The 26,800-nt window shown below is 49.6% G+C and carries 23 protein-coding genes and 1 pseudogene; 11 read left to right on the plus strand and 13 right to left on the minus strand.

Annotated elements, in window-relative coordinates; translation table 11 throughout:
• Positions 1 to 518 precede the first annotated feature (518 nt).
• The 3 genes from AS151_RS04605 to AS151_RS04615 all read left to right on the plus strand — a co-directional run bounded on the left by AS151_RS04605 (position 519) and on the right by AS151_RS04615 (position 4,476).
• The gene (locus AS151_RS04605; protein WP_071515877.1) at positions 519 to 1,961 is read left to right on the plus strand and encodes an ammonium transporter; all 1,443 of its coding nucleotides are present in this window, start codon (positions 519 to 521) and stop codon (positions 1,959 to 1,961) included.
• A 334-nt stretch (positions 1,962 to 2,295) separates the two neighbouring features.
• The gene (locus AS151_RS04610) at positions 2,296 to 3,156 is read left to right on the plus strand and encodes a GDSL-type esterase/lipase family protein (protein WP_071515878.1); all 861 of its coding nucleotides are present in this window, start codon (positions 2,296 to 2,298) and stop codon (positions 3,154 to 3,156) included.
• 108 nt (positions 3,157 to 3,264) lie between these two features.
• Positions 3,265 to 4,476 (plus strand): 4-hydroxy-3-methylbut-2-enyl diphosphate reductase, encoded by a 1,212-nt coding sequence (locus tag AS151_RS04615; RefSeq protein ID WP_071515879.1) that lies wholly within the window; start codon positions 3,265 to 3,267, stop codon positions 4,474 to 4,476.
• Between the two features lie 205 nt (positions 4,477 to 4,681).
• On the opposite strand, the gene AS151_RS22470 is transcribed toward AS151_RS04615, so the two are convergent.
• The 5 genes from AS151_RS22470 to AS151_RS04640 form a co-directional block, all read right to left on the minus strand.
• Positions 4,682 to 5,272 carry a DUF6009 family protein gene (locus AS151_RS22470; protein WP_211517523.1) on the minus strand — a complete coding sequence of 197 codons (591 nt, stop codon included), beginning with the start codon at positions 5,270 to 5,272 and terminating at the stop codon, positions 4,682 to 4,684.
• Between the two features lie 305 nt (positions 5,273 to 5,577).
• Positions 5,578 to 6,393 (minus strand): tryptophan synthase subunit alpha, encoded by an 816-nt coding sequence (gene trpA / locus AS151_RS04625; protein ID WP_071515880.1) that lies wholly within the window; start codon positions 6,391 to 6,393, stop codon positions 5,578 to 5,580.
• A gap of 73 nt (positions 6,394 to 6,466) precedes the next feature.
• The gene (locus AS151_RS04630; RefSeq protein WP_071515899.1) at positions 6,467 to 6,826 is read right to left on the minus strand and encodes a DUF3007 family protein; all 360 of its coding nucleotides are present in this window, start codon (positions 6,824 to 6,826) and stop codon (positions 6,467 to 6,469) included.
• 83 nt (positions 6,827 to 6,909) lie between these two features.
• Positions 6,910 to 7,125, minus strand: coding sequence for an NAD(P)H-quinone oxidoreductase subunit L (gene ndhL / locus AS151_RS04635; RefSeq protein ID WP_071515881.1), 216 nt, complete (start codon positions 7,123 to 7,125; stop codon positions 6,910 to 6,912).
• Between the two features lie 525 nt (positions 7,126 to 7,650).
• Positions 7,651 to 8,055: a hypothetical protein gene (locus tag AS151_RS04640; RefSeq protein ID WP_139240510.1), complete on the minus strand. Its 405-nt coding sequence runs from the start codon at positions 8,053 to 8,055 to the stop codon at positions 7,651 to 7,653.
• 683 nt (positions 8,056 to 8,738) lie between these two features.
• Between AS151_RS04640 and AS151_RS04645 the strand changes: the two genes are divergently transcribed.
• Positions 8,739 to 9,359 carry a superoxide dismutase gene (locus tag AS151_RS04645; RefSeq protein WP_071515883.1) on the plus strand — a complete coding sequence of 207 codons (621 nt, stop codon included), beginning with the start codon at positions 8,739 to 8,741 and terminating at the stop codon, positions 9,357 to 9,359.
• A 151-nt stretch (positions 9,360 to 9,510) separates the two neighbouring features.
• Entirely contained in the window at positions 9,511 to 9,696 is a 186-nt protein-coding gene (locus AS151_RS21330) for a hypothetical protein (RefSeq protein WP_139240511.1), read from the plus strand.
• 90 nt (positions 9,697 to 9,786) lie between these two features.
• Here the strand turns inward: AS151_RS21330 and AS151_RS04655 are convergent, their stop codons facing one another.
• The 6 genes and pseudogenes from AS151_RS04655 to AS151_RS04680 all read right to left on the minus strand — a co-directional run bounded on the left by AS151_RS04655 (position 9,787) and on the right by AS151_RS04680 (position 13,102).
• Positions 9,787 to 10,200, minus strand: a complete 414-nt coding sequence (locus AS151_RS04655; protein WP_211517524.1) for a hypothetical protein — start codon at positions 10,198 to 10,200, stop codon at positions 9,787 to 9,789.
• 90 nt (positions 10,201 to 10,290) lie between these two features.
• A pseudogene (locus AS151_RS04660) lies at positions 10,291 to 10,521 on the minus strand (aminotransferase); the annotation flags it as partial.
• A gap of 196 nt (positions 10,522 to 10,717) precedes the next feature.
• The gene (locus tag AS151_RS04665; protein WP_071515887.1) at positions 10,718 to 11,467 is read right to left on the minus strand and encodes a hypothetical protein; all 750 of its coding nucleotides are present in this window, start codon (positions 11,465 to 11,467) and stop codon (positions 10,718 to 10,720) included.
• A 213-nt stretch (positions 11,468 to 11,680) separates the two neighbouring features.
• Complete coding sequence (locus tag AS151_RS04670) at positions 11,681 to 12,058, minus strand: rhodanese-like domain-containing protein (protein WP_071515888.1); 378 nt, start codon at positions 12,056 to 12,058, stop codon at positions 11,681 to 11,683.
• A gap of 162 nt (positions 12,059 to 12,220) precedes the next feature.
• Positions 12,221 to 12,580, minus strand: coding sequence for a 4a-hydroxytetrahydrobiopterin dehydratase (locus tag AS151_RS04675; protein WP_071515889.1), 360 nt, complete (start codon positions 12,578 to 12,580; stop codon positions 12,221 to 12,223).
• A 21-nt stretch (positions 12,581 to 12,601) separates the two neighbouring features.
• Positions 12,602 to 13,102, minus strand: coding sequence for a hypothetical protein (locus tag AS151_RS04680; protein WP_071515890.1), 501 nt, complete (start codon positions 13,100 to 13,102; stop codon positions 12,602 to 12,604).
• A gap of 225 nt (positions 13,103 to 13,327) precedes the next feature.
• Between AS151_RS04680 and hisA the strand changes: the two genes are divergently transcribed.
• Complete coding sequence (gene hisA, locus AS151_RS04685; protein WP_071515900.1) at positions 13,328 to 14,101, plus strand: 1-(5-phosphoribosyl)-5-[(5-phosphoribosylamino)methylideneamino]imidazole-4-carboxamide isomerase; 774 nt, start codon at positions 13,328 to 13,330, stop codon at positions 14,099 to 14,101.
• An 8-nt stretch (positions 14,102 to 14,109) separates the two neighbouring features.
• On the opposite strand, the gene AS151_RS04690 is transcribed toward hisA, so the two are convergent.
• Positions 14,110 to 15,072 carry an Hpt domain-containing protein gene (locus AS151_RS04690; protein ID WP_071515891.1) on the minus strand — a complete coding sequence of 321 codons (963 nt, stop codon included), beginning with the start codon at positions 15,070 to 15,072 and terminating at the stop codon, positions 14,110 to 14,112.
• Between the two features lie 385 nt (positions 15,073 to 15,457).
• Here AS151_RS04690 and AS151_RS04695 point away from each other — a divergent pair, with 385 nt between their 5' ends.
• From AS151_RS04695 to AS151_RS04715, 5 genes are all read left to right on the plus strand, one after another.
• Positions 15,458 to 17,353, plus strand: a complete 1,896-nt coding sequence (locus AS151_RS04695) for an EAL domain-containing protein (RefSeq protein ID WP_084639400.1) — start codon at positions 15,458 to 15,460, stop codon at positions 17,351 to 17,353.
• 308 nt (positions 17,354 to 17,661) lie between these two features.
• Positions 17,662 to 19,251: a hypothetical protein gene (locus AS151_RS04700; RefSeq protein ID WP_139240512.1), complete on the plus strand. Its 1,590-nt coding sequence runs from the start codon at positions 17,662 to 17,664 to the stop codon at positions 19,249 to 19,251.
• 9 nt (positions 19,252 to 19,260) lie between these two features.
• Positions 19,261 to 20,493: a DUF1822 family protein gene (locus tag AS151_RS04705; RefSeq protein WP_084639401.1), complete on the plus strand. Its 1,233-nt coding sequence runs from the start codon at positions 19,261 to 19,263 to the stop codon at positions 20,491 to 20,493.
• 6 nt (positions 20,494 to 20,499) lie between these two features.
• Positions 20,500 to 23,043 (plus strand): CHASE2 domain-containing protein, encoded by a 2,544-nt coding sequence (locus AS151_RS04710; protein ID WP_071515895.1) that lies wholly within the window; start codon positions 20,500 to 20,502, stop codon positions 23,041 to 23,043.
• 61 nt (positions 23,044 to 23,104) lie between these two features.
• Positions 23,105 to 23,953: a DUF928 domain-containing protein gene (locus AS151_RS04715; RefSeq protein WP_084639402.1), complete on the plus strand. Its 849-nt coding sequence runs from the start codon at positions 23,105 to 23,107 to the stop codon at positions 23,951 to 23,953.
• 33 nt (positions 23,954 to 23,986) lie between these two features.
• Here AS151_RS04715 and AS151_RS04720 read toward each other — a convergent pair whose 3' ends face one another.
• Positions 23,987 to 26,707, minus strand: coding sequence for a CHAT domain-containing protein (locus AS151_RS04720; RefSeq protein ID WP_071515897.1), 2,721 nt, complete (start codon positions 26,705 to 26,707; stop codon positions 23,987 to 23,989).
• Positions 26,708 to 26,800 lie beyond the last annotated feature (93 nt).

Below are 26,800 nucleotides of genomic sequence, written 5' to 3' on the forward strand. Positions count from 1 at the left end.
CCGGGGATGGGTTAGCATAGCGAATCCATCTAGGCACACCCGATGAAGCGAGAATCTCACGAATTCTATTCGTGAGAGTGTCAAGGGATTTCTTGGAGCTTTCTAGGCAAAGAGCCGGAAAATTGTATTATTTGATACAGAACAAAACCCTTGATAACTGGCAAAAATACATTCTATACATTGGTCAAAAACTGCTCTCAGCGAATCCATCGCTTTCGGAGAAAGGACCAGGTAAAAAAATCCAGGAATCGTGGCTGTTCTTCTCTGGGAGTAATTCCTTTGTCCCTGTAGCATGTTCTGGGAAAATTCAACGAAAAACTATTCCCCATCATTGCCAACGGTAGCTGTATGCACAAGTTGCCAGCTATCAAAACAGTAAAATTAACCCAACGAAAAGCCTCTATAAATGGCTTGATGAGATTGGTCCAACCGCAATCGAAGGTTGCGGTTTGGGGGTTGCCAAACGACTACATCGACTCTGTGAGTATCCACCGAAGTAATCAAGGTAAAGTCAAACAATGACTTCAATCGTAAAGCCAAAATCTAGTAAATCTAGAAATCACCGAAAAACAAATCGGTATACCGCCGCTTCCTGGTTGCCCAGGATTCCCAAAAAATGGCGACGTCTCTCTCCGAGCCTGTGGGCTTGTATTCCCCTTGCAGCTCTGATTGTTGCCCTCTGGAGTACGGCAGCCTCAGCTCAGGAACAAGAGCTGACCCCAGAATACGTTCAGGGGGTTTTGAATACCATTTGGATTGTGGTTGCTTCCATTCTGGTTATTTTCATGAACGCCGGTTTCGGCATGCTGGAAACTGGGTTCTGCCGCCAGAAAAATGCCGTTAACATCCTCTCGAAAAACTTGATTGTGTTTGCCCTGGCGACCCTGATTTATTGGGCTGTGGGCTTTTCCTTCATGTACGGCCAGGGAGGCGGCTTTATCGGCGGTGGCGGCTGGTTTCTCAGCAGTGGCGATCCAGCAACCTATGGTTTGGCACCCTTCCCAGAAGGATTGCCCATTCCCGTTTCCTTCCTGTTCCAGGTAGCGTTCGCTGCAACGGCAGCAACCATCGTTTCTGGTGCGGTCGCCGAACGGGTTCGGTTTTCTGCATTTATTGTTTTCAGTCTGCTGTTGGTAGGGATTTCCTATGCTATTACCGGTCATTGGACCTGGGGTGGCGGCTGGCTGAACAACGTTGGCGGTGGCTTCCAAGATTTTGCCGGTTCTACCATTGTCCACTCCGTCGGTGGCTGGGCAGCTTTGATGGGTGCCTATTGGATTGGACCGAGAACGGGCAAATACGAAGATGGCAGGCCGCAAGCCATTCCGGGGCACAACATGAGCTTGGCAACCCTGGGATGTCTGATTCTGTGGATCGGCTGGTTTGGATTTAACCCCGGTTCCGAATTGGCTGCAACGCCAAATGTTCCCTATATTGCTGTAACTACGAACCTATCGGCGGCAGCTGGTGGTGTGGCTGCAACCATTACTTCGGCTATCAAAGATGGCAAGCCCGATATTTCCATGATTATTAACGGAATTTTGGGCGGTTTGGTCGCAATCACCGCTGGTTGCGATGCGATGACCTATGCAGGAGCTGCCATTACTGGTGTTATTGCTGGGGTTTTGGTGGTCTTCGCCGTGCCTTTCTTTGACAGTGTGCTTAAAATTGACGACCCCGTGGGGGCGATTTCCGTTCACTTGGTTAACGGTGCTTGGGGAACCATTGCTGTGGCTTTTCCTTTCTTTACGCAATCCGGTAGCACGGCTGATTTTCTTGCCCAAATTATCGGCATTCTCAGCATTGGTTTGTTCACGGTGGTGCTTTCTTCCATCTTTTGGCTGGTGTTGAAAGCAACCCTCGGCATTCGCGTCTCTGAAGATGAGGAAAAAGAAGGTCTGGATATCGGCGAACACGGTATGGAAGCCTATCACGGCTTTATCAAGGAAGCTTCTAAATAGCTTTCTGTTGCTATGTTAGCGAAAACAACCATGTAATGATTGGCATGGAAAACGCAAGGAGTGGGAAGTCATGGCAAACTTCCTGCTCTTTTTTTTGGTTTGTGGGGATCTGGCAAGGGTCTTCTTGAAACAGACAAATACAGACAAATATGGTTTTCCCCATGCCGGATATCAGCCCAAAAATCCTCCCACTGTTCGGCAAACTCAGGGCAAGGGCAAGCACCTAGGTCTCTAGAGGAAATCATCCATTAGGAGGTGGTACCCATTAAACATCTCCGAAAATGCGATTCCGTGGCAAAATCGTGGGCAAAGGGTTTGGTTTGAGGCGATTGGCGTGTCTAATCCAGTAAAACATTTTTCTGTTTGGACTTGGTTGTTGCTGGCTGTCAATGGCTTGGCTGTAGCTGGGTTGGGGATGGTTTTTTGGCCGCACAAATCCGCGCAACCACCTAAGCCACCTACTGCCAATGTTTTTGGTGGCAATGCGCCTGGCAATGCGGTTTCTTTGCATGTTGCTCCTACCCCAGAGGAACCGTCTCCGGCTTTGGGGGTACGACACCACCTGAGCTACCAAGAGTGGTTGAAAATTCTGGAAAAGGAAGCCAATGCGATCGCAGCGCAGTCGCCTGCCCATTTATCGATTTTGCTGGGGGATTCGATTACGCTGTGGTTTCCCCATGAGTGGTTGCCTGCGAACAGCATTTGGCTCAATCAAGGTATTTCTGGGGATACTTCGGCGGGGGTGCTCAAACGCCTGGATTTGTTTCGTCCCACCCATCCCGATCGCATTTTTATTATGATTGGGATTAACGATTTGCTGCGGGGGATGGAGGATGAGGTGCTTTTGGAGAACTACCGGCAAATTTTGCGCCGCCTGCAAGAAGAGCATCCTGAGGCCTATATTGTGGTGCAGTCGATTTTGCCCCACGCTGGTGAGGCGGCTACCTGGGAAGGTCGCGATCGCTTTGCCTATGTTTCCAACACCCGCATTCGTACGCTCAATACCCGTTTGCGAGCGATCGCTGGGGAAATGGGGACCTATTATTTAGACCTCTATCCTCTGTTTGTGGATGAAGAAGGCAAACTCAATCCCAAATTAAGCACCGATGGCTTGCATCTCAACGAACGGGGATATTTGGTGTGGCGTTCTGCCATGCAAATGTACGCTCAAATGGTGCTGCCGCCATTAGAATAAATCGCGATCGCACTGACGGAAAATCGAAATGAATATAGACTGTGGAAAAGAGAACGTTGTTTTTGCCAACGTTATTGCGCGTTTTGTCCACTTATTGTCATAGAAAATATGGATACAAAAGCTTTTAAACGCTCCCTACGGGATTCGGAAAAATACAATCGTCGCGGTTTTGGCCATCAAGAAGCGATCGCTGGGGTGATGGAATCTGCCTACCAAAGCCCCTTAATACAAGAAATTCGCAACAACAACAATTGGCTGACGCGGGGCAATGTCACCATTCGTCTGGCAGAAGCCTTCGGATTTTGCTGGGGCGTAGAACGCGCCGTTGCCATGGCTTACGAAACTCGCAAGCAATTCCCCAGCCAGCGCATCTGGATTACCAATGAAATCATTCACAATCCTTCGGTGAACCAACACCTGCGGGATATGGAGGTACAGTTTATCCCGGTAGAAAACGGTCAAAAAGACTTTTCCGGCATTGAAGAAAATGATGTGGTGATCCTACCGGCTTTTGGTGCCAGCGTTGAAGAAATGCAACTGCTGCATGACAAAGGCTGTACCATTGTAGACACTACCTGCCCTTGGGTTTCCAAAGTTTGGAATACCGTGGAACGCCATAAAAAGAAAGAATATACTTCTATCATCCACGGCAAATACAAACACGAAGAAACCATTGCCACCAGTTCCTTTGCCGATAAATATTTGGTGGTACTCAACCTAGAGGAAGCGCGCTATGTTGCCGACTACATCCTCCACGGCGGCGACAAAGAAGAATTTATGGCAAAATTCCAAAATGCTACTTCCCCTGGCTTTGACCCAGACCAAGATTTGGAAAGGGTGGGCATTGCCAATCAAACCACCATGCTCAAAAGCGAAACCGAACAAATTGGCAAGCTTTTCGAGCGCACCATGATGCAAAAATACGGTGCCGAAAACGTCAACCAACATTTTTGGTCGTTCAACACCATCTGCGATGCCACCCAAGAACGCCAAGATGCTATGTTTGAGCTGGTGGAAGAAAAATTGGATTTGATGGTGGTCATTGGCGGCTTCAACTCTTCCAATACTACCCACTTGCAGGAGATTGCCATCGAACGGGGCATTCCTTCCTACCACATCGATGGTGCCGAACGCATTGCGGCTGACAACCGCATCGAACACAAACCCCTGCACGGCAGCCTAGAAGTAACGGAAAACTGGCTACCAGAAGGAGAATTGGTGGTTGGCGTTACTTCCGGCGCTTCTACTCCAGACAAAGCTGTGGAAGAAGTGATTCAAAAAATCATCGAACAGAAAGCTGCGGCGGTAGCAGTCACTTAGAAAAGTATGGGGGCATCGGGGCGTCGGAGCATCGGGGCGTCGGAGCATCGGGGCGTCGGAGCATCGGGGCGTCGGAGCATCGGAGAAAACAACCAATTATATCTCCCAAGCTCAAGCTCCCAAACTCCCAAACTCCCACGCTCCCAAGCTCCCAAGCTCCCAAGCTCCCAAGCTCCCAAGCTCCCAAGCTCCCACGCTCCCCATTCTACAGCGATCGCTGCTGTTCCAACGACGCCACCCGGGCTTCCAACTGGGCAAGGCGTTCTGCCAGGGGCATGTTATCCGTAACTTGGAAGTATTTGGCGAGGGCAGCAACCACAACGTCAGTTTTGGAAATCCCCGCTTCTTTGGCATGTTGGTTGAGTTGATGGTAAAGATTGTAAGGGAGGCGTACGGCGATTTGAGCGCTGGATGGTGGGGGTACGGCATTTTGACTGAAAGGGGTTTTGGGATGCCTGCCTCCAATTCTCGGGGCCACACTGGCGGGGTCTACGGCTTCTGGTGGTAGCTCGATGCTGCCGTTGTTTTGACCGCGATCGCTGGTTTTGAGGGTAAAAATGCGCCGACGAAAGTATTTTCCAGCCGTGGTGGGGGCCCCATCCTCAAGTTCGGCATAGCCAACTAAGGTTTCCCCTTCGTTTTGCTTTTCTATGTTCAACTTAGCCGTTTTGGAAAGATTTTTGCGCGTGCGCAAGTCAGCTAATCTTTCTCGCACCCAAGGTAGTTGCTGAATATCTTCCAGCCAAACAATTTTCGCTTCGTACCGGATATCTTTGATGCTGACGGTTGTTCCCATCTTTGTTGGTCTCCACCCTTTTTGGTTTGGGTCTATATGGAATAAAAATAACAAATTGAAGCGTTCGACAAACGCTTCCGACTCACTTTCCCCACACGGAATTTTTGCTTTTAGCGCGATCGCTTTGGCAATTCGTAGATAGCCCGATCGAGCGGAGGAGGTAGAGGAGAGTAACCATCTCTCCCATCCCCGCAATACCCCCGTTTCCCTGCGTTTCTACTGATTTCCAATGTACCGCTTTTTTTCCCCGTTCGTCTAACAACAAAGCCTTACGATCGGGCTTGATGGCAATAGCTTGTTTTTTTTTAACTTTGATTTGTCGGGGAGATGGCTTGTTTCAAAGATTGGCAAAAATCGCTGGCTGATTGAACCCCTTGTTCTGGGGAACCATCTGCCAGACGTTTGACAAAAGCACTGCCTACAATAACAGCATCAGCTCCCCATTGTTGTACCTGACGTGCCTGTTCCGGTTGGGAAATCCCAAATCCAATGCCAATGGGTTTGTCAGTTACTTGGCGTAGGGATGCCAAGCGGTCTTTAACAACGCTTTCCACCTGCGATCGCATGCCGGTTACCCCAGTAACGCTAACCAAGTAAATAAATCCTTGGGATTTTTCCGCGATCGCTTTCATACGTTCGGGAGAACTCGTCGGGGCAACCAGAAGCACCACTTCTATGTCGTATTGAGGTGACATCTCCAGCAATTCTTGGGATTCTTCCAAAGGCAAGTCAGGCACCACCAACCCCTTCACCCCAGCCGCAGCAATGCGTTGCAAAAAAGCTTCCACCCCACAGTTAATAATCAGATTGTAGTAGCTAAACAGCACAATAGGCGCACTGAGAGTAGGCGTCACCTGAGACACCATTTCCAAGACCTTTTCCAAGGAAACACCTTGTCGCAATGCTCTGGTGGCTGCAGCTTGAATGACCGGACCATCGGCGAGGGGATCGGAGTAAGGAACGCCCAATTCCAAAATATCGGCACCAGATCGATCGAGAGCGGTCAGCGCCCTGGCTGTAGTAGCCAAATCCGGATCGCCAGCGGTGATAAAAGCAACCAAGGCACACTGGGGAGGGTTGGTTTTGCGTAGCTGCTGGAAACGTTGGGAAACCGAAAGCATCAATAGAAAATCAAACGAAAAGTTCTAGAGAAACCGATTAATTCAAAATTTCTCCCATAGCAGGCTAATTATATCACTGTTGCTGCTGGCTGGATACGTCTTTTTCCTGGGTAGTTTGCTGGTTGGCTTTGGCTTGTTTTTCCGCTTCTACTTCTGCTTGCAGTTGGGCAATTTCTTCGGGAGACATTTCTTCGAGACGCTTTTGCAAAACCGCATCTTCGTATTCTTTGAGCTGTTGGTGGTAGGTCATGCGGCTGGTAACCACGCGAAACAGGTAGCTCACCATCCAGCCAATCAAACCCAAAACCAATAAAGCTTGCGTCCAAATCCCGGCATTGAGGGTATTGAGTCCAGCCCACTGCAAGACGAAATAAACCAAGCCGCCACCGGCTAGGATAACAATACCGATAATAATAACGTCGATTCTACGCATAGATTTTGTTTGGAGTTCGCCAGCGAGAAGAGAAAATGGGGAACAAGGAAACAAGTTGAGTTTCCCCTATTCCCCAGCCTGACTTAGATTTGCCGTTTTTTGGGGCGCAAATTTAGAAACGGACTTAACAGGAGCATACCAGGGAAGAAGAAAAATACCATGAAGTACATAAAGCCCCGTTCAAAGGAACTGGCAACGAACCAGCGTTGCTTGAGGTAAAAGTACAGCAACCCGGGTACGACCAGCAAATAAGTACCTGCGAGAACCGCATAGGTTAGCAATACCAAGAGCGTAGGCATTTGTTTTTTCCAGATAGAGTCGGCATTGTGGGAATGGTTTCTATTGTACCGTTGTTCGCGATCGCTGTGGTTGGTATTTGGCTATGGCCATGATAAAGGTTGCTTTTTTTTGGGGGAAATGTAATAATATAGAATTTGGTAAGCAAGTTGGCTTGCCTTCCTTTTTGGGGGCGTGGCGGAATGGTAGACGCTGCGGACTTAAAGGAATTGAGCCTTGGTGGAGAAATCTGCCAAGTGAACGCTCTCAAATTCAGGGAAACCTACGTCTCGTTGCAGATAAGGCAACCCTGAGCCAAGCCGCTACTGGGAAGTTGAGCTGACTGGTGGCGGAAGGTGCAGAGACTCGACGGGAGCTACCCTAACGTCAAGTCGAGGGTAAAGGGAGAGTCCAATTCTTAGGGTTTTCCAACACAAGGAAAACCGTGGTGAAAGCCACAGTAAGAATGAAAATCCGTTGGCTCGTAAGAGCCGTGAGGGTTCAAGTCCCTCCGCCCCCATCCATCAATTTGGCGATGGTATCGTGGGCTAAAGTTCTTTTTTGGTCAGCGTTTCGGTCTGAATACTGCGATCGCCCATCACAGCCCACCGACCAACGAACTTGGGCTCTTCTTGTATTTGATAGACAACCACACCAGAAACTTGCCCGCTTTGAAAACTCACTGCTAGCGCATCTTCTTGCACGATACCAACCCCTTCGTAAGTTTCGTTTGAACCGATATTCCAGCGAATTTGATACGTTTCACCATTTTTCGTTATTTCAGCCGTTCCCTCATATTGTCCGCCGCTTGGGTTCGTTCCTTCCACTCTGTACTGACCAGTTAAATCGCTAGCCATATCCAATCCATCGGTGGCTTGAGAGGAAATCGATAGGCTAAAAACCAATCCGAAACCTAATATCAATAAGAACAATCGCTTCCAAAACATATTCATTCTTCCTTAAAAAACATTCGTTGTTAGCTTCGTTGAGCATCGATCCCGATTCTGCCATTTCTGGCCAAAAATAACCAGAATTGAAGGTAATACCAAATCCACCTCAAACAGAGTTGCTATTTTCCCCATTGAATTTCCCTGGTGTAGGTCGATGCGCAAATTCCCCCTACACAAGTTCTGTGATTTGTACACATTGGATTGGCTATAAACCTCCCTGGAACCAGCAATTTGGACCCATTCAGGGGATGATGAATCGTGAAACACCATCGCAGCAAGCAAATCTTATATAAAATGTTAATTTTTATATTTCTCCCAAGAAAAGCATATAAATTATATTTTTACTCCATTCTCTAAAAATTCTGCAAGAAAGAATTGGTTTGCTTCGTAGAGAAGCTTCGCGAAGCACTCTATCAGGGCATTTAGGGATTCCAAGAGGATGGTTATTTTTTCAGCAATGATACGACATACAAAAATATCTATACCATGAATTTGAATTTGACCACCCATCCCCCCTTGTCCCCCATCCCCCGGTTAGGGGATTGTCACTCTCATTTGTAGGTGACAAAATGTAACACGTAACGCCAAAGGAATTGGTGCGATCGCTAAATGGGAAGCCGACATTTTTCTAGATTGGCTTCCACCATTTGCCAAGATTGCTGGTATTCACAAGGAGAACACGAACTATGACGTACGAACTGCCACCCCTTCCTTACAGCTACGACGCCCTAGAACCCCACATGTCTGCCCGGACATTGGAGTTCCATCACGACAAGCACCACGCCAAGTACGTAAACCAGTACAACCAACTCGTACAGGATGCGGGGATGGCGGATCGTTCCATCGAAGAAGTCATCAAAGCCACCTACAACGATTCGTCCAAAACCGGCTTGTTTAACAACGCTGCCCAAGCTTGGAACCACACCTTTTTCTGGAACTGTATGTCTCCAAACAGCAGTGGTGCCCCCAGCGGTGCCCTAGCGGATAAAATCGCCGAAGATTTTGGTAGCGTAGACACATTTAAGCAAGAGTTCAAACAGGCTGGTGCCACTCAATTTGGCAGTGGTTGGGCTTGGCTGGTACTGGATAACAATGGCAAGTTGAAAGTAACCAAAACACCCAATGCTATTAACCCCATTGCTTTGGGAGAAACGCCCTTGCTAACTTGCGATGTTTGGGAACATGCTTATTACTTGGACTATCAAAATCGCAAGCCCGATTTCATCGACACCTTTTTGAATAATTTGGTTAACTGGGAATTTGTCGCCCAGCAAATGGAATCAGCACGTCAAAAAGCTAGTGTCTAATATCCTTCTTTAAAAAGAAGCACCATTTGGCAGGGGAGTGCCCCCTGCCAGTTTGCGTTCAAAAACCATTGGCAAAACTGTCAAAACTTTTGATAAAAAAAACGCGCTAGCATATCATTTCCAATTCAATTCGTTCAACAATCAAAAATCTATGCCAGAAGTTTTATACCCGAAATTCAAAGGCGAACATCCTATCGACGTTCTGGTTTTTTTGGAACGTTTGGCACAAAGACACGGTATGGAACCGCAAGACCACATTCTCTGGAAGCGAGATACTAATGAAATCTTTGTATCGAAAAAGTTGCTAGCCAGGGACCGTTTTCGCAGTATTGGCTAGAAAATCAATTTATAAAATCTGTATTTTCAAATTTGGTACCTCAACGATCGTTTTCTCTGGGAAAATAAATAAGCGATCGCTACCAGAAAATTATTCCCCACTCAAAGGTTTTGCCCAAGCCTGCCGGGCAACGTCCCGGGCATCATGTTCGATGAGATCGCCATGAGAAACAATGATACGCTGAAAATCCCAGCTTAGAATATTCTCTAGAGGATGGTGGAACGAACCTGGTGCAACGATATAGCCAACTTCACCCAATGCCTGGATGGCTTGTTTGAGGTCGGCATCGATTTGGCATGGGGAATGCAGCATCAGGTAGCCGTTGGCAGGTCGAATCACGGTCATTCTACCGGTGAAATCGCATCCGGCATAATGAACTGGATATTTGCAGGTCCATATTTGGTTGGGGATATATTCTTGTAGCTCCATCGTATCGATACTATCCCAATATTGGTGATGAATGGAAGAAAAAGCGATCGCGTGAAACGATTTCTTCTCTGGCAAGCTAATAAATAGACCAGATTTTAGCTGTAGGAACGAACTTTCATTGGTTGTCAGGATAGAAACGAAAGCAAACTACGCAGTCATCCTTGGTTAGGTATTTGCAAGAAGCTGGCGAATTTTGACGATTTCTTCAGTTAGAATTTGAGCAGCAGTTTCGATATCGGCATCGGTCGTAAATTTACCAATCCCAATGCGCAAGGCTCCATCAATACAATTTTCTGGTAAACCAATAGCGCGTAAGACGTGGGATGGGGTTTCTACGCCAGAAGAACAAGCGGCACCAGTGGAAATTGCCAAGCGATCGCATATCCTAGCAATTATATGGTCCAAATTGCTATGAATGCAATTGATATATTCATCATATATATGATAGAGGGAAGATACAGTCATACCAAATCCGATGTGTACAAATCACAAAAATTTTGTAGGGGCAATTTGCGAATCGACTTACAGAGGAGATTTCAATGGATAAAATAGTGAGTCTGTTTAACATTGCGATTGTATTTTTCCATATTCTCTAATCTGGTAAAAACGCTCTTTCTTGGCTAGTAAAGAGTTTACCGGCAATATCAGCAATATGGGTATTTTTTTGCTTCATATAGTCCAACCAATGCCAAGATGCCCAGCTTTTAACGCTCGTATAGTTATTTTCTAGATACAAACCCCATGCTGGATGAATAATAAGAGAGATACAATCTTTATATTCCCATGCTTTTACTTGGGTATGTTCGCTTGAACCGAAACAATAAAGTGGTTTTTGACTGTAAAATAAGTTAGCTGCGATCGCGGGAATGGCATACTCTAATTTGGTTCCTTTTCCTTTATCAATTTTTTCTGCTTTAATTTCGCTGTCTAAGAAAGGACTAAGCAAGCGAAACGGTACAAATCTGGTTAAACGCTTGACGATTTGGTCTAGATTGCACGTAGAAATTATTTGGCGTAGTTGTTCTTTATCTCTGTCATTAAAGGGGATAACTGCTTGGCTGCTGGGCACATTCAACGCATCCAAGCTAGATGTTATTTGGTCTTGCGTTCCAAAAGAAAGCTGAAAATATGTGTATGGATACCAGGCATTTGCCAGCATCTCTATGATGATTTCTCGAAAGGTAATTGGTGCTTCAACATCCAATTGCCTTCTTTTGAGGATATCTAGCAAAGATAAAAAGAATAAATATTTATAAGAGTTTGTGACTTTATCAAAGATTCTGGATAAAGCAGCAATATCAAGTTCTGGGGAATCGGGAAGATGCCAGCAATTGCCTATCATAATCGCTTTTTATTGACGACAGCGAGTATTTTACAATCGCAATAATCCATCGCTTTGCAAAACTTTATTTCTGAACACTTGCCAAAAAAAGCCAATACGTTATAATACAGAACGGAAAAAAGCCCGCTTGGTCTCCCAAGCGAGCAAACATGGTCTGTTGCGTGGTTTGGCTTAGAAAGTAGCTGGGAACCGTTTTTCTATCAACTGGCGGAGTTAAGCGGCTGCCGAGCTGACAGATTCAACGGGATATCCGGCTGCTTTCCAAGCTGCCAAACCGCCAAGAAGTTCCGATACGTTTTCGTAACCGGCAGAACGCAGTTGAGCTGCCACCGCTTCGGTTTCTTCGTCGGTTTCGCCGTAAATGTAAATATCGCGGTTGGTCTCTAAATTGGCGTTAGCGCGGGGAATCAGTTCGCTAGCGGGCATGGAAATGGCACCCATGATGTGACCTTGGTTGAAAGACTCTCGGTCGCGGGCATCGACAATCGTTAAAGCGGGTTCTCCCCAGTCGAGGCGGTCTTTGAGTTCGTAAGCACGAGACTGAGATTTCACGACCACAGGTTTGGGAATTAGATTATCAAAAAGGTTCATAGGGAAAACTCCGTAGCTAGGCGGGAATCGTTTCTTTTCAAAATGTAACAAAAATAGGCAGGAAATGCAAATTTTTATTGAGATAATGTTTACAAAACAACCTTTTTATGTTCCATCTAGCAAAATAGAGCAAATTCACAGCCCTGAAATGATTTTGACCGGTTATTTCCCTTCAGCCAATTCAGAGGCCACGCGATCGCAGCGTGCTGCCATAATCAAGTCATTGCGATGTAAGCTGCCAATGGCGTGGGTCCACCAGGTCACCGTAACCCGCCCCCACTCCGTTAAAATCGCGGGATGGTGCCCTGCCTCTTCTGCTGCTTCCCCCACTTTCTGGGTAAACGCCAGCGCCTGGCGAAAATTGCGAAACTTATAGCAACGTTGCAGGCGTGGTTCTCCATCTATGTAAATACGTTCCCAATCGGGAATTTGCTGTTTGAGTTCGGCAAACTCTGCTTCCGTTATCGGGGGAGAATTTCCCCGACAGGGTACGCAGTTTTGGGTTTCTAAGTTGCTGGTCATTTTTGCCTCCAAAATCGTTGACTAGGAACCTTCCCAATCCGGGCAGGAAGAATCGGGATAGCCGAATGGATGCATGGCACAAATCAATAGCTGCCTGCCGTGGGTTTTGCCATAGTAGTGGCGGCAGCCGACGCAAGGGGTGGGGCGTTCCAGTTCCCAACGGGGTGGGGCGTTATCCGGGCGGCGAATTTCGTATTGGGTTTGCATTTCGTTGACAATGCCGCCGATGGATTGAATGGCTTGGCGAATGTCGGTAATTTGCTGGCGGCTGGATAGCTGCATGTGGATGGTGATGTATTCGCCCCAGCGATCGGGTTGCCGTTGGTATTCCCAATGAAGTCCAAAACGGGTCATGACCGATTCTAGGGCCGCGATTAACCGATCGCTTTGGGGGGCAAATCCTTGCAGGCGATAGCGTTGGTTGGGTGCCACTGCGATCGCGGCAAACCGTATGGGAATTACCAAAGCTGGCTGCGGATTTTGATGCTGCTGGCGAATAATCTGTTGGCTGGGAAAGTTCATGTTCATAATATACAAATTCTTTTTAAGAAAATAATCAAATGCTAGCAGGCGCTGTTTGTCTTAAAAACAACGCGATCGCAAGAGGGCAACGTTAAAATAAACCATAGGCTGTTTCCCTTCATTATAAAAAGTTTGGGAAGCAAAACGAGTCTTGCTATTGTTATTATTTAGCAATTTTTGTTAAACCACGAACACCAAGCCCAATTGGGCAGCACGAAGCACACTATGCATGTAATTCCGGCTATTGACATTCTAGAAGGACACTGCGTACGCCTGTACCAGGGCGATTACCAACAGTCACAAATCTACGACCAATCCCCAGTGGATGTAGCCCGCAAATGGGAAGACCAGGGAGCGACCCGCCTCCACATAGTGGATTTGGACGGTGCCAAGGCGGGAACCCCGCAAAACCAAGAAGCGATCGCCGCGATCGCCGAAGCCGTTTCCGTTCCCGTACAAGTAGGTGGCGGTTTGCGCAACTACCAAAGCGTTGCTGAAGTTATGGAACTGGGAGTACAGCAAGCCATTCTCGGTACCACCGCTGTCGAACAACCGGAAACCATTCGCACCCTATGCCAGGAATTTCCCAACCGCATTGCCATCGGCATTGACGCGCGCAATGGCAAAGTAGCCACCAAAGGTTGGTTGGAAACCTCGGAAATTCTAGCCACCGACCTGGCTTTACAAATGGCCAAACAGGGCGTAGCAACCATCATTTATACCGATATCTACCGCGATGGCACCCTCAGCGGTCCCAACATCGAAGCCCTACGGGAAATCGCCAACTGTACCGACGTTCCCATCATCGCTTCGGGGGGCATTCGTTCGGTAACCGACTTGCTCAATTTGCTGACCCTAGAACCCTACGGGGTTGCGGGTGCCATCATCGGTCGCGCTCTTTATACCGGCGACGTGGTGCTTTCGGAGGCTTTGCAGGCAGTAGGACCCGGTCGCATTCAAGACGTACCGCCGGAACTGGGCAATATGGACTTTGCTTAGTTGGTTTTTCAGGATTTTAATTGGGCGGCTAGCGTTTTCACCAGCTTCACCAACCAGGGGCGGGGCTTGCCTTGTCGCAGAACTTGGGTAGCGGTTTCCACATCCGGGGGCAAACAAATTTCTTCCATGGAAGAATCTGGGGAACCTGCCAGTTCTTGCAGGGCATCGCTGGGGGCAATGTCGCTGGCTTGCTTGGCGTCTACCTGTTCCGCCGCTGCTTTTAATTCTTTGATAATCGGCGGGGCAAGGGCTACGTAGCTGTTGTCGGGATAGGCGATCGCTCTTCTCGCCGTTCTCACTAGGGTTTGCCAGGTTTCCGTTTCTTCCCCCAACTCCAACAAGCGATCGCAGTGTGCCTGCAGTTGCTTGCGCGTTCCTGGGGTTTCTTCCTGGCGGAAAATATGCAGCATTTGCTTCAAAACATCCACCACCGGCACGACAAATGCTGGGGTGGGCGCTGCCTCTGTCTCGGGTGGGGCGGCACTTTCGCTGCTGGGGGCGCTGCTGCCCCCTTGGTTGCTCTTGTCTAAGGCAGCCGCTGCCACATCGCTGCCCACAATATTTTCTAAATGCTTTTGTAACTCGCCAAACAAAGGTTCAGCCTCTTTCGCTGCCGATTCGGCTTCCTCTTCCCGCAAGCCCTCAGCACTTTCCAGCCTATCCAACAAATCCTTCAGGGTATCGAACCCCTTAAAAAATAAAGATTCCGTATCCTCACTGATGTCGTCGGGGGGATCTTCTTTTAGGATCTTAAAACAATCTTCCATGCGGTGAGCCACGGTTTGGATACCGCCAAAACCGAGCATGGCAGCGCCCCCTTTGACTGAGTGAGCGGCACGGAAGAGTTCGTTAATACTTTCTGGGTCTTGCAGGGTATTTCGCAAATCCAACAAGCCTTTTTCAATGGTATCCAAATGTTCTTTAGCTTCTTCAAGAAAGAACCCCATAATTTGTTGCTTGCCAGGGTCCATGATACTTTGCCTCCCACGAACAGCTCTGCATGATTTTAATAGGATCTCGATGGCGAACGACACACGACAAGTGCTTGCTTCCCATGATACCCAATTTCACCGATTTTTTTTGCAAGTGCCGCCGCCATTGTCCAGCGCCACAGCTGTTCGATTTTTGGACCAGTAACCCGCAGCAGCGCTTATCCATTTGTTGTTGCTAGAAAAAATTCCCCCTAGCTGCATACATAAAATCCTTCCCACCAAAGCAAGCAGTAGAAAAATCTATTTTCTTGGTTTGCTCGCAGATCGAAGCTAGCAACATGTAGAATTCCCCGACGCCGTTGCCTGCGAGTTATGCCAAACGTCCAACTAAATCTCGTTTTCCCTAGCAGGAGAATCTCCGTTTATGGATAACGCTCTGAGAGCCTCGCCAACTCTTTTTCTATTTGAATTTCCACCGCCTACCATGGTGTGGGTGCAAGTGAGTGCCGACTTGTTGGTAGCGATCGCTTGCTATACTTTGGTGGTGGGGTTGGTGACGCGCCATTGGTTATCCCAGGAGCTACCAGCACATCGACTCACGCCGATTTTAGGCGTTTTCTTTGGTCTTTGCGGCATCGACCGGTTGCTGGATATTTGGCAGCTTTGGCATAGCTACTATTGGCTGGTGAGTGCTTTGAAAATCGCCACCGCCGCGATCGCAATTTACGTAGTGGTAGAAGTGTTTCGCTGGTGGCTGCATGCAACCGGGCCAACCGAAAATCGCGTTTCCGAAAGTGCCCAAGTGCTTGCGGAAGGGGAAAATGTCCAAACCGAACGACACCAATATCGAGAAAAATTGGAAGAGTTGGTTTTGCAGCGCACCAGCCAGCTTTTAGAAGCCAACCAGCAGCTTTCCTGGCAAGCCAGCCACGACGAACTCACCGGTCTGATCAATCGCCGTCACTTCGTCCATCGCCTGCAAACCGTTCTGGAAGATTTGAATCGGGAAGCGCCGGAATCAACCCTATGCTATTTGGATTTAGACCAATTTAAAGGGGTCAACGATAGCTGCGGCCATGCCGCTGGTGACGAACTGCTGCGTCAAGTAAGCGACCTCCTGCGTGCCAACTGCCGTCAAAGCGATTGTTTGGCCCGTTTGGGGGGCGATGAATTTGCCCTGCTGTTGCACCAGTGTTCCCCCAGCGAAGCCATGCGAGTCACCAACAACCTGTTGCAAGCGGTACGGCAGTTTCGCTTTGTGTGGCAAGACAAGGTATTCTCCATCGGCATTAGCATTGGCATGGTGCGTCTTGACGGTTACCTGTTCTCGGTCGACCAAGTGCTGCGCGCTGCCGATTTGGCTTGTTATGCCGCGAAGAACCAAGGGCGCAATTGTATTCACCTGTATCGGGGGAACGAATCCCCCGAGCGGCAACTGCAAGAAACGCGCGAGTGGAAAAATAGCCTTAACCAGGCGATTTTGGCTCCTTCCTACCGCGATCGCTTGAAAAGCTATCCCACCCAATCACGCTCTCCCCATCTGTTCAACCCAGCTGGCAAGCACTTTCGCCTCTACTACCAACCCATTGTTCCCCTAATCAACCACAGTACCCATCCCAGACACTACGAATTGCTGCTGCGTTTCGCCGACGAAACGGGAAAAGTGATTTCTCCTATGGCGTTTATTCCCGCGGCCGAACGCAACAACCTCATGCCCTCGATCGACCAGTGGGCAATTGAAAATTTGTTCGGCATTTTACAGCAATATGGGACCAATCAAACCAACAACAACGTCTATACGATTAATCTTTCCGGTGCTACGCTCAACGACCAACAATTTGTTTGTTTTCTGGAAGAAAAATTGGCGCAGTACAAGATATCGCCGACCCTAATTTGTTTTGAAATTACCGAGACGGTTGCTATTACCAATCTGTCGCGAACCTTACAGTTAATCCAAAAATTGAAAGATTGGGGAATTCGTTTTGCCTTGGATGATTTTGGAAGCGGTATGTTTTTGGGGTACTTACAAAATTTGCCAGTAGATGCTCTCAAAATTGATGGCAAATTTATCCAGAATATGGATACCAATGCGATTAACGAAGCCATGGTGGCATCCATCCATCGGATTGGTAAATTGATGGGAATTCAAACCATCGCTGAATGTGTAGAAAACCAAGCTGTCTTGGAAAAACTCCGAGCTTTGGGCGTCGATTACGCTCAAGGATATGGGGTGGCCCGACCCGTTCCCCTGTTCGACCGGGGCAAGATCGAACAACCGTTCTGTCAAGAGAATACCATCGAGTTTCCCTATTGTAGCTAGACCGAATGCCTTCCTTCAGTGGTCTTGGAGGTGGATGGGGCGCTTTCTATGGAGAATTTCTAGTGGTAAAAACAACCTTTTGCCCGAGCAACGCATTGCTTTGGATTGCCAATGATTCCATGATGTTTGCGCGGTGCCAGCCAACTTTCCCATATCCGCTTTGCGTGCATACTTTTCATTTTAGCAGCCTATATAGATAGTAGAATTCCATGAGTAGGTCTGAAACGATTGGCAGATTTTCTACCTATCTTTCTCTCGGAGATCGGGAGGGTAGAACTGCAATTGCTCCTATCCAAAAGAGCAATCCCATGCTCAGAAATATTATGGAATTTTTGGTTGGCGCGCAAACACCAACCAGTACTGAAACCTGGGCGCGGTATTTTCTTATGAAAATTTTAGAATCCCCCAAAACGTACTGGTTTTTGTACCGAACGAATTTTCCGCTGGCAGGCATGTCCTGCTATACGTTTTATATTGATGTGTTTCGCAAGTTTTTGTTTTGTTACTTTCAACCGGCTTGCTGGAAAGCAGCTTCGCAGGTGTATCGGGAGTTTCAAAATAATTCTTATATTGCTTTGCAGTATCCCCTCGAAGAATGTTTTGTGATTGCGAGCACGGCGACTTCCAAGCCAGAAAAAATATTGCGTCGGTTTAATTTTCAAAGTCAGTTTACTTTGCAAGATTATACGTTTAATAGCATTAAACGGATGATTCGCAATCAAGTTTCCCGGGAGTTAAAGCTAGAGAATATTAAGTTTTCTGACTACGGGTTGCTGCGTCGCATTCACGAGGGGGAGCTGAGAAATTATTTGTTGCAGTACAGTGGTTCTAGTTTGGATAAGCCTCTGGAATTGTACTGTTTGGCTTGGCAGGCTTTTAATGAATGTGCCGATGAATGGCTGGCGGCGAGTTCTTCTCACAGCAACGGCCACCGCAATGCCGTGTTGAAGTATCTCTCGGGCGATCGCTTGCAGGTGATTGCCGATCGCTACAATCAATATTTGCAAAGGCGATCGCAACCTACCAATGACCGGGTTTGGGTGGGGTCGGTAGCCTCCATCGATGCCAGCGAAATGCAACAAATGCTGGAAACTTGTGCCCGGGCTACCCGTCACTGTCAGAATGCCCGTTCTTTTCCCCTCGACCCCCAAGAAGACTTTAGCGACCCCAACCAAACACCTTTTGATATTCTGGCATCTACGGAAGAACAAGAACGCTTGCAGGGCATTAAAAAAGTCATTTGGCAACGATTCCAGCAACTAGACAGCAGAACCCAAACCTGCTTGCAGCTGTGGTTGGGATTGGGATTCAACCAAAGCGATTTCTTAACCTTTCTTAACCTTAAAAAACAATATCAGGTAGCCCGTCACTTTCAACGCTTCCAGAAAGAGCTGTTGAAAGCCGTATTTGAGTACCTGAGCCAACAGCAACCCGACGGTTTCTCGCCATCGCTCGGTGGGGAAGTCGATTATGTCTTGAAAGAATGTCTGATGTATATTAAAGAATTTTTAACACAGACTTGTACCGATTACTTTGGCGATCTACTTGTAGATATTGTAACCAAACGCATGAGCATCGCCCAACGCCGCGATTTGCTAGCCAGTTTGAGCGAGGCCAATCCCCCGCCTCAATTTTTGGACAACTTGCCATCAGCCACAGATTCGCCATCAGGGATGCAACCGAGCTCACCAGAAGGAGAGGATTTGGAGGACAATTCCGCCAAACAGCCATCACCAGCATTGGTTCGGGTGCAGCAAGAACTGTACGCAGCCTTTTGGGAGGAGGTAGAAACCAACTTACAGGTAGATTTGGGTCAATTTCCCTCCTCACCGAAAAGCGTTGCGACTTTTATTGAAAAATGGCTCCGGGATAACCATGCCGTTTTATATCAAACATAAGGATGGGCAATGATGAAACTAAGTTTTAACGATTGGGTCATGTTGTATCCGCATCAGGTATTCCTCCAAATTACGCCAAGCGATCGCGATCGAGCCTGGCAACAAACCCAGCATGTAGCTTATTCTTATGCAGCAGCCCGGTGGCGGGCTTATAGAAACTGCCTGTGCGTGCATCTGGTACGTGAATATTTCGCAGGGGACGAAACCGCCGAAAAGCCGCAATTGGCATGTTCATTGGAGGAATACCTGCGTCTGTGGGAACTCATCGACGGCTTTACCGTGGTGCTGGAGAAAACCCGACTGACGATTGTACCGGAGGAGGGCGACTACGTTTGCCAATTGCGGGTACAGCGAGAATGGGTAGATATTGCCGGCTGGCGCAGCGATTACTACCTCGGGGTGCAAGCGAACCTTACGGACAACTGGATTCGCATTTGGGGATATACCACCTACCAACACCTGCGGCAGGCTGGTACTTACCACCCCACCGACGAATCCTATTCCCTAGAAGCCAGCGACCTTGTAGAAGACCTAACGGCTCTGTGGCTATCCCGGGAAATTGTCCCTCAAGGGCAGCTCACCAACAAAGTGGTGCCCCTGATTTCCCCTGCCAAAGCCCAAGAACTGTTGCAAGTATTGGGAAAACCCTCCTGGTACTCCCCCCGACTGGATTTGCCCTTTCGCGAATGGGCCGCCTTGCTGGCCAATCCCCACTGGCGTCGGGAACTGTGCGATCGCCGCTGTCAGGAAAAAACCAAAACCGTATCGGATACAATTAACTTGTTGGATTGGTTTGGCCAGCAATTCCAAGCAGGATGGCAGTCCTTGGACCGTTTTTTGGACCGACAACCCCGGCAGCTGGCCTTTCGCAAACGCCAGATTCCCACCTCCGATACCAGGCAAATTGCGGTAGAAGGCATCAAAGCCATCGATTTGGGCATGCAGCTGGGGCATCAATCCGTGGCTTTGCTATTGGGGGTGGTACAAAGTCAAGGAGACCGGCGGGTGAGCGTGCGGGTACAACTGCATCCGGCCAACGGCGACAAGTGGCTGCCATCCAACATTCGCCTGGCCTTGCTTTCGGAATCGGGAAACGTTTTGCAGGAGTTAACTTCGCGGGGCTACGATAATTTCATGCAGCTGAAAAGATTTACTTGTCCCTATGGAAAATCCTTTAAGATAGAGGTGTCGTTGAAGGACTTCCGCATTGCTGAGGAATTCGCGATCGCGCCGCGGCAATAAACGCCCATGAGTAGGTTGGTCGTCTTAAATCTAGGTCGGGGAACCTTACATGCGGGGTTTCCCTGCGTAACCCTGTGGCTGCAGGAAGAAGGAAGCCCCAGCTTGGAACAGTTTGTGGGGTCGCTGCCAGCCGCCCCGGATCTGCTGGAATTGTACCGCCAGTGGCAGCTTTTGTACCAATTGCTCTACGAGGCGCGTTTGATTCACCTACGCCGCCGCGAACCCGCTGCTACGCCCGCCCATCTGGGAGAAGATATTGAAATTGACGAGGCGGACATCACCCACGTTTCCGACGCCGAATTCCACCAAGTCTGCCAAAGATTCCAACAACAAATCGATGCATGGTTAGATGCCCCCGAGTTTCGTCCCCTAGAACGGCAGTTGCGCATGCGGTTGTCCCCCGATGAGGAAATTCGCTTCGCTATCCAAGGGTCGGACCCGCAAGTTAAACGGTTGCCTTTGCATTTGTGGCAATTTTTCCAGGACTATCCCTACGCTGAAATTTCCCTGGCCTCGCTGGAATTTACGCCGCAAAAGCAAATTCGCAACCAGTCCCGTTCGGTGCGCATTTTGGCGATATTGGGGGAGGCCGATGCCGGAACGCCATCCACTGCTTCCGAACAGGAGGATTCCACAGCAACCGCACTCTGCTGCTGCGATCGTCCCCTATCGGAAAGCTTGGCTTCTGGCACCATTGACGTGGCGGCCGACCGAGATTTGCTGAAAAGCCTCCCCCATGCGGAAGTGGTGGTTTTGGAAGCACCTTCCCGTCAGGAAGTGAACGAATACCTGTGGGATGCAGTAGGCTGGGATATTTTGTTTTTTGCCGGACACAGCAGCAGCCAGGGCAACGGGCAAACCGGCCATTTGTTTGTCAACGAGCAAGAAAGTCTCACGGTAGAACAGTTAAAACACGCCCTGCGCAAAGCTATTTCCCGGGGATTGCAAGTGGCGATTTTTAATTCCTGCGATGGGTTGGGCTTGGGAGAAGAGCTGGCTTCTTTGCAAATTCCCCAAACTATTGTTATGCGGGAACCAGTGCCCGACCGTGTCGCTCAGGCATTTTTGCGCTTTTTCCTCAGCAGTTTTTCGGCGGGGCAATCTTTCTATACGGCGGTTCGCGAAGCCAGGGAACGCCTGCAAGGGGTGGAAGGGGACTATCCCTGTGCCAGCTGGTTGCCGGCGATTTGTCAAAATCCTGCGGTATCGCCACCCACTTGGGAGAATTTGCGGGGAAAAGTGTCCCGGCAGAAGCGTTCGGTAGTGCCGCGGGTTTCGGCGTTGCAGGTGTGTACGGCGGCGCTGTTGGTGGCTTCCTCGGTGGTGGGGGTGCGATCGCTGGGGTGGCTGCAAAGCTGGGAACTGAGCCATTTCGACCGGATGATGGGGCTGCGACCGGCGCAACCGCAGGACGAACGGCTTTTAATTGTTACGGTCGATGAAGAAGATGTGCAATACCAAAACGAGCGCGGTATGGAAGGGCGGGGGTCTCTCAGCGACGCGGCTATGCGCAAACTGCTACAAAAACTGGTGCCCCACGAACCAGCGGTGGTGGGTTCGGATATCATTCATGATTTCCCCTACCAGCCGCGATTGTCCCAGCGTTTGGCACAAATGTCGGATTTTGTGGGGATTTGTCGGGTTAGCAATTCTCCCAATGATTTGCCTGGGGTGAAACCGCCGCCCAATTTCGCTCAGGAGCGTTTGGGGTTTACCAATTTTCCCCTGGATCCGGATGGGGTAATTCGCCGGCAGCTGTTGGGTATGTCTCCGGACGAACACTGTCCGGTGGATAAGTCGTTTAGCTATCGCCTAGCTCAGAAATATTTGCAGCAACACCAGCAATGGCCGGAAATTGCCGCTCGAGCGGGTCAGGAAAGACCCAAAGCGCGCACTGCCGATGGTAATCTGCGCATTGGCGATTTGGTGCTGCACAAGCTGCCCCCTAATGCTGGTGGCTACCAGCTGGATGCTAGCGAGGCTTTGGGATATCAGGTATTGCTTAACTATCGCACTACTTCCCCACAAAAGGTATCGTTGCAAGATGTTTTAAGTGGTGCATTGGACGATCGCTTGCACGAGTTAGTTCGCGATCGCGTGGTTTTAATTGGCGTATCGTTTCAGAATCAGGACCTGCACGATACCCCCTTTAGCCGTCGGGGCAAGCAAAAGATGACTGGTATTGAAATTCACGCCCAGATGACCAGCCAGCTGATTGGTGCGGTTTTAGAGGAACGTCCTTTATTGTGGTGGTGGCCCCAATGGGGGGAAGTTCTCTGGATTGGTGCTTGGGCAATGGTTGGTGGTGCTTTGGTGGCCGGGTTGGGAGCGCTACCACTACGGGGAACCATTGTATTGGTTGCTACATCGGGAGGCATATACGGTGTAGGTTTTGTCCTGTTTTTATATGGTGGTTGGGTGCCAACAATCCCAGCTATCTTGGCGTGTGCCATCACGGGTGCGTCTGTCATTTCGATCGCAAAGTCCGGATTTTGGTTTTCGGCTAGCGTAGATCGATTCACCAATTTCCACTGGCAGCAAAGTCGCTAGAAGCACTCAAACCAGTGGAAAGGGTAGCAGCCTTGTAACACCCGGATAGGGTATCAACGCCATGACTTATAACGTTTGGACACTCTTGCAGAGAAGCGTTCTGTTAGGATCGCTTTTGGGTGCGATCGCCAACGGCTCCTTATTTATTCAACCAAGTGAAGCTGGAGAAACTTTTTTAAGTGTCAGATCGTCCTTGGTATCCCCTATCCTAAACAATTCGAGCGGTGGGAGCAACGGTGATAGTGGCAGCAGCGAAAGCGAAGAAGAGGACCCAGATTTCAGCGGCGACGGCCGGCCAGGGTCCCAAACCGCCGGTGACGGTCGCGGGGCTTGTCAGATACCGGTGGACAGGCCGCTAACGGCCCTGATTCCGCAATCGAACTGGGGGCAAACCACGGCCGCACGCCCGACTTTTTGGGTTTATGTTCCTTACTCAGAGCAAGAAATGCCAGTTGGTGAGTTCGTCCTCCAAAAGTCAAATCGCGAAGATGTGTATCGGGTACCGTTTACCCTGGATGGAACGCCGGGTTTGGTTCCCGTACAACTACCAGATACAGCACCAGCTTTGCAACCTGGAGAGTCCTATCGCTGGTATTTTAAAGTATATTGTAGCGAGGACAAAACCAACGTTCCCTTGTTTGTTCAAGGTTGGGTGCAGCGGATTGCTGCCAGTAAGGCTTTGCAACAGGAGCTGGCCGCGGCCGGTGCCCGACAATACCAGGTTTTTGCCGATCGCGGCCTTTGGTACGATGCGCTTTCCCATCTAGCCCGCTTGCAACAGCAAAATCCCCACAATCGCCGGTTGCAGCAAGCCTGGCAGCGTTTGTTAGGTGCCCAGGGCGTGGATTTGGACGTGCCCCCTCCCGCGGCTACACTCCCACAGGTGGTATTGGGCAGCGATCGCTCCTGAAAAGCTACCATACTCGGGACAAACCGGCGATCGCTACATCCAGCGACCAACCAACACGTAGGGGGCCCAGAAAAAAGGTGCCGCCCAATCTCGCTGAGAACTTTCCCACAAGTGCAATTGAGCGCGACGCAGGGCTTGGGCTTTGCCCATTTGCGGTTGGGTGAGGTACTGACGGTAAAATTCACTCATTAAAGCAGCTGTCGATTCATCGTTAACTTGCCAAAGGGTCGCCAAAGTACTGCGGGCACCAGCACGAATTGCCATACCTGCCAATCCCAGAGGGGCCTGGCGATCGCCGCGGGCGGTTTCGCAAGCACTGAGTACCAGCAAATCCAACACGCGGTCAAATTCCGTCTGTTGCACCTGTAGCAGGCGCTCCAGATCGCGAATTCCCATCAGTTGGTCCCACAATAGTAGAAACGTATCTTGCATTTGCGAGCGAAATTCCCCGTGGGTGGCAATATGCAGGATAGAAAAAGGGGTTTTCTGTAGATTTTCTTTTAATTTTTTATAAGTCAAATCAGTGTTAACCAACAGTTGGTGGGGCAGCAGGGATTGAATGGTTTGCCATTCTTCCCGCACGCTATCCAACGCCACAAAATAGCGATCGCTGATGGTGCGGCTTCGATCGATACCAGCAATCAACGCTTTGGCCGTTGGGGAAGGGGTAGGGTCAGCCAGCATTCCCACCGCGGGAACCCGTGCGATCGCGTACTTTTCCAGCAAATAGTGCTCGCCGTCGTACAAAACCGACATGGGCACCCCAGCCAAAGCACCATCTAGTACAAACACGCAAGTATCAATATCTCCCAACCGGTCGGCAAACGGTGCCAGCAGCCAGCCGTATATCTGTTGCGAGAGGGTTTGTACGTCCACCGTGCGGTCGGGTTGCCGCAGGTAATTTTGCAAGCGTTGCAAAATGTCACCAGCATCGGCTTCGCCAACCCAAACCGTATGTCGGTGCAAACTACCATCGGGCAGCGACAGCAGCACTTCCAAGCGTTGGGGCAAGAAAATGGTATGCCAAACTCCGCTGTGGGGAGGAATTTCTGGGGAACCTGCTTGCAGCTGGGTATCTTGAAAAAAATGCTCCATTTTCAGCCGCTGCAATTGTTCGATGGTACGGCGTGCCTGGCGCAACTGCGACGGCGATCCCAATTCCCCTTGTGGTAATAGCAAAGCCACCAACTGCCGGTATACCGGTTCGATGCGATCGCGAAAATCCATTTGCAGGCGGGCGTAAGTCACCCCATCGCAGCAGCGCAGGGTTTGCAAAGTTTCCAACGCCTGGGAATAGGCAGCTACAGCCCCCTGACGATTGTCCCTTTGCCAGAGCAAACGTCCCTTTTGCCAGTACCATTGATAGCGCAGGCGATCGCTTTTGGTGGCTGCTGCCAGACGCAGGGCTTTTTGGGTGGATGCCAGGGCTAGTTCCCGATATTCTTCCCGTTCCTGCAACCAACCCATGGTTCCCCAAGCCCAAGACAGGGCCTGGCGGTCGTGCAAACTCTCTGCCCCTGCGATCGCTTGCTGGGTTTGTTGGTATAGCCGGCGAGAATGTTCCTGCCACGGCAGCCATGGTTGGCTTCTGGAAACGGAGGGAGGGTTCGCGACGAAGCACCCGTACGAGGGGTCTCGCTGTTGCAAACAAGCCAGCAACCGTACCCGTTCCAACTGCAGCAGCAAGGTGCGACGGGTTGCCGGCAAATCCTGCAAAGGAATGGCAATTTTCCCTGCCAGGCGTTGGGCTGCCTGCCATTGGGCTTGATTTTCCACCAAACGCAAGCGATGCAATTGGGCTTGAATCTGCAAAACCGGCAATTGGTGGGCGGCAGCAACTTGTTCCGCTTGTTGGTACAAATCGTCAGCCCGGGCGAGTTGTTGTTGGCGTCGGGCTAAATCTCCCAAACTGGATAAAATGGCACTTTCGCCGGCAGCTTGCCACCGGTATAAGCCAAATGGCGACCCTCGCAAAACAACCAAGGCACGTTCTAACGCTTGTTTGCCTTGGGATAAATTACCCGTTTGCTGCCACCACTTCCCCATCCAGTACCAAAGCTGAATTTTGAAGGGAGAATCCGGCTGTTGGTTAGAGCTATGCCAAACCTCCGCCAGCAGATCGGCGGCGGCTAGATTTTTTTGGAGGGCGTACAGAGCTTGTGCCTGTTTGACCCGAGCGATCGCAGTTCCCCAGACATCTCCCAATGCCTGATAGCACTTCGTTGCTTGCTGCCAAGCAGCCAAAGCCGTTTGGGGATTGCCCCCGTGGAGCTGCATCTGTCCGCGAACGTTGAAAAGCTGCCCCTGAATGCGATCGGCTGCTTCCCCGGCTGGCGAACGTTCCAGCAATTGGAACCCCTCAGCGATCGCATGGTGGGCTGCTTTGGTGTTTCCTAACTGCTGGTAGGTTAAAGCCATCCAACTTTGCGTCAGAGCCGCATCCAGCCAGTTTTTTTGTTGATATTGCGATCGCTCCTCCCGTTGCAGCCACTGCAACGCTGTAGCCAACCTTCCTTGCCGGTAAGCTTGCTTTCCTTTTTGCAGGGCTGGTAAATGTTCCGATACCAACGATGGGGCAGCTAGGAAATCGTCTGTCTCGAAAGAACTCACCCATACAGATTCGGAATCGAAAGCCGGATCGAAAATCAATTCCCTAGATGCAGGAGTAGATGCAAGTTGGCTGCCCCCATGCAAGGAAATTACCAACACCAACCCTGATAAGAGCGCCCAAATCCGACGCCAACGAGCATGCATGAGGACCCGTCTGCTACTTCCTAATAGGTTGTTTACTGGACAATAATTGACTTTTATTGACTTGATAGTCGTAGCCATCTTTCTTAAAGATTG

Origin of the sequence: Geitlerinema sp. PCC 9228, from assembly GCF_001870905.1 — a bacterium.
In the GTDB taxonomy this organism is placed as follows: Bacteria; Cyanobacteriota; Cyanobacteriia; order Cyanobacteriales; family PCC-9228; genus PCC-9228.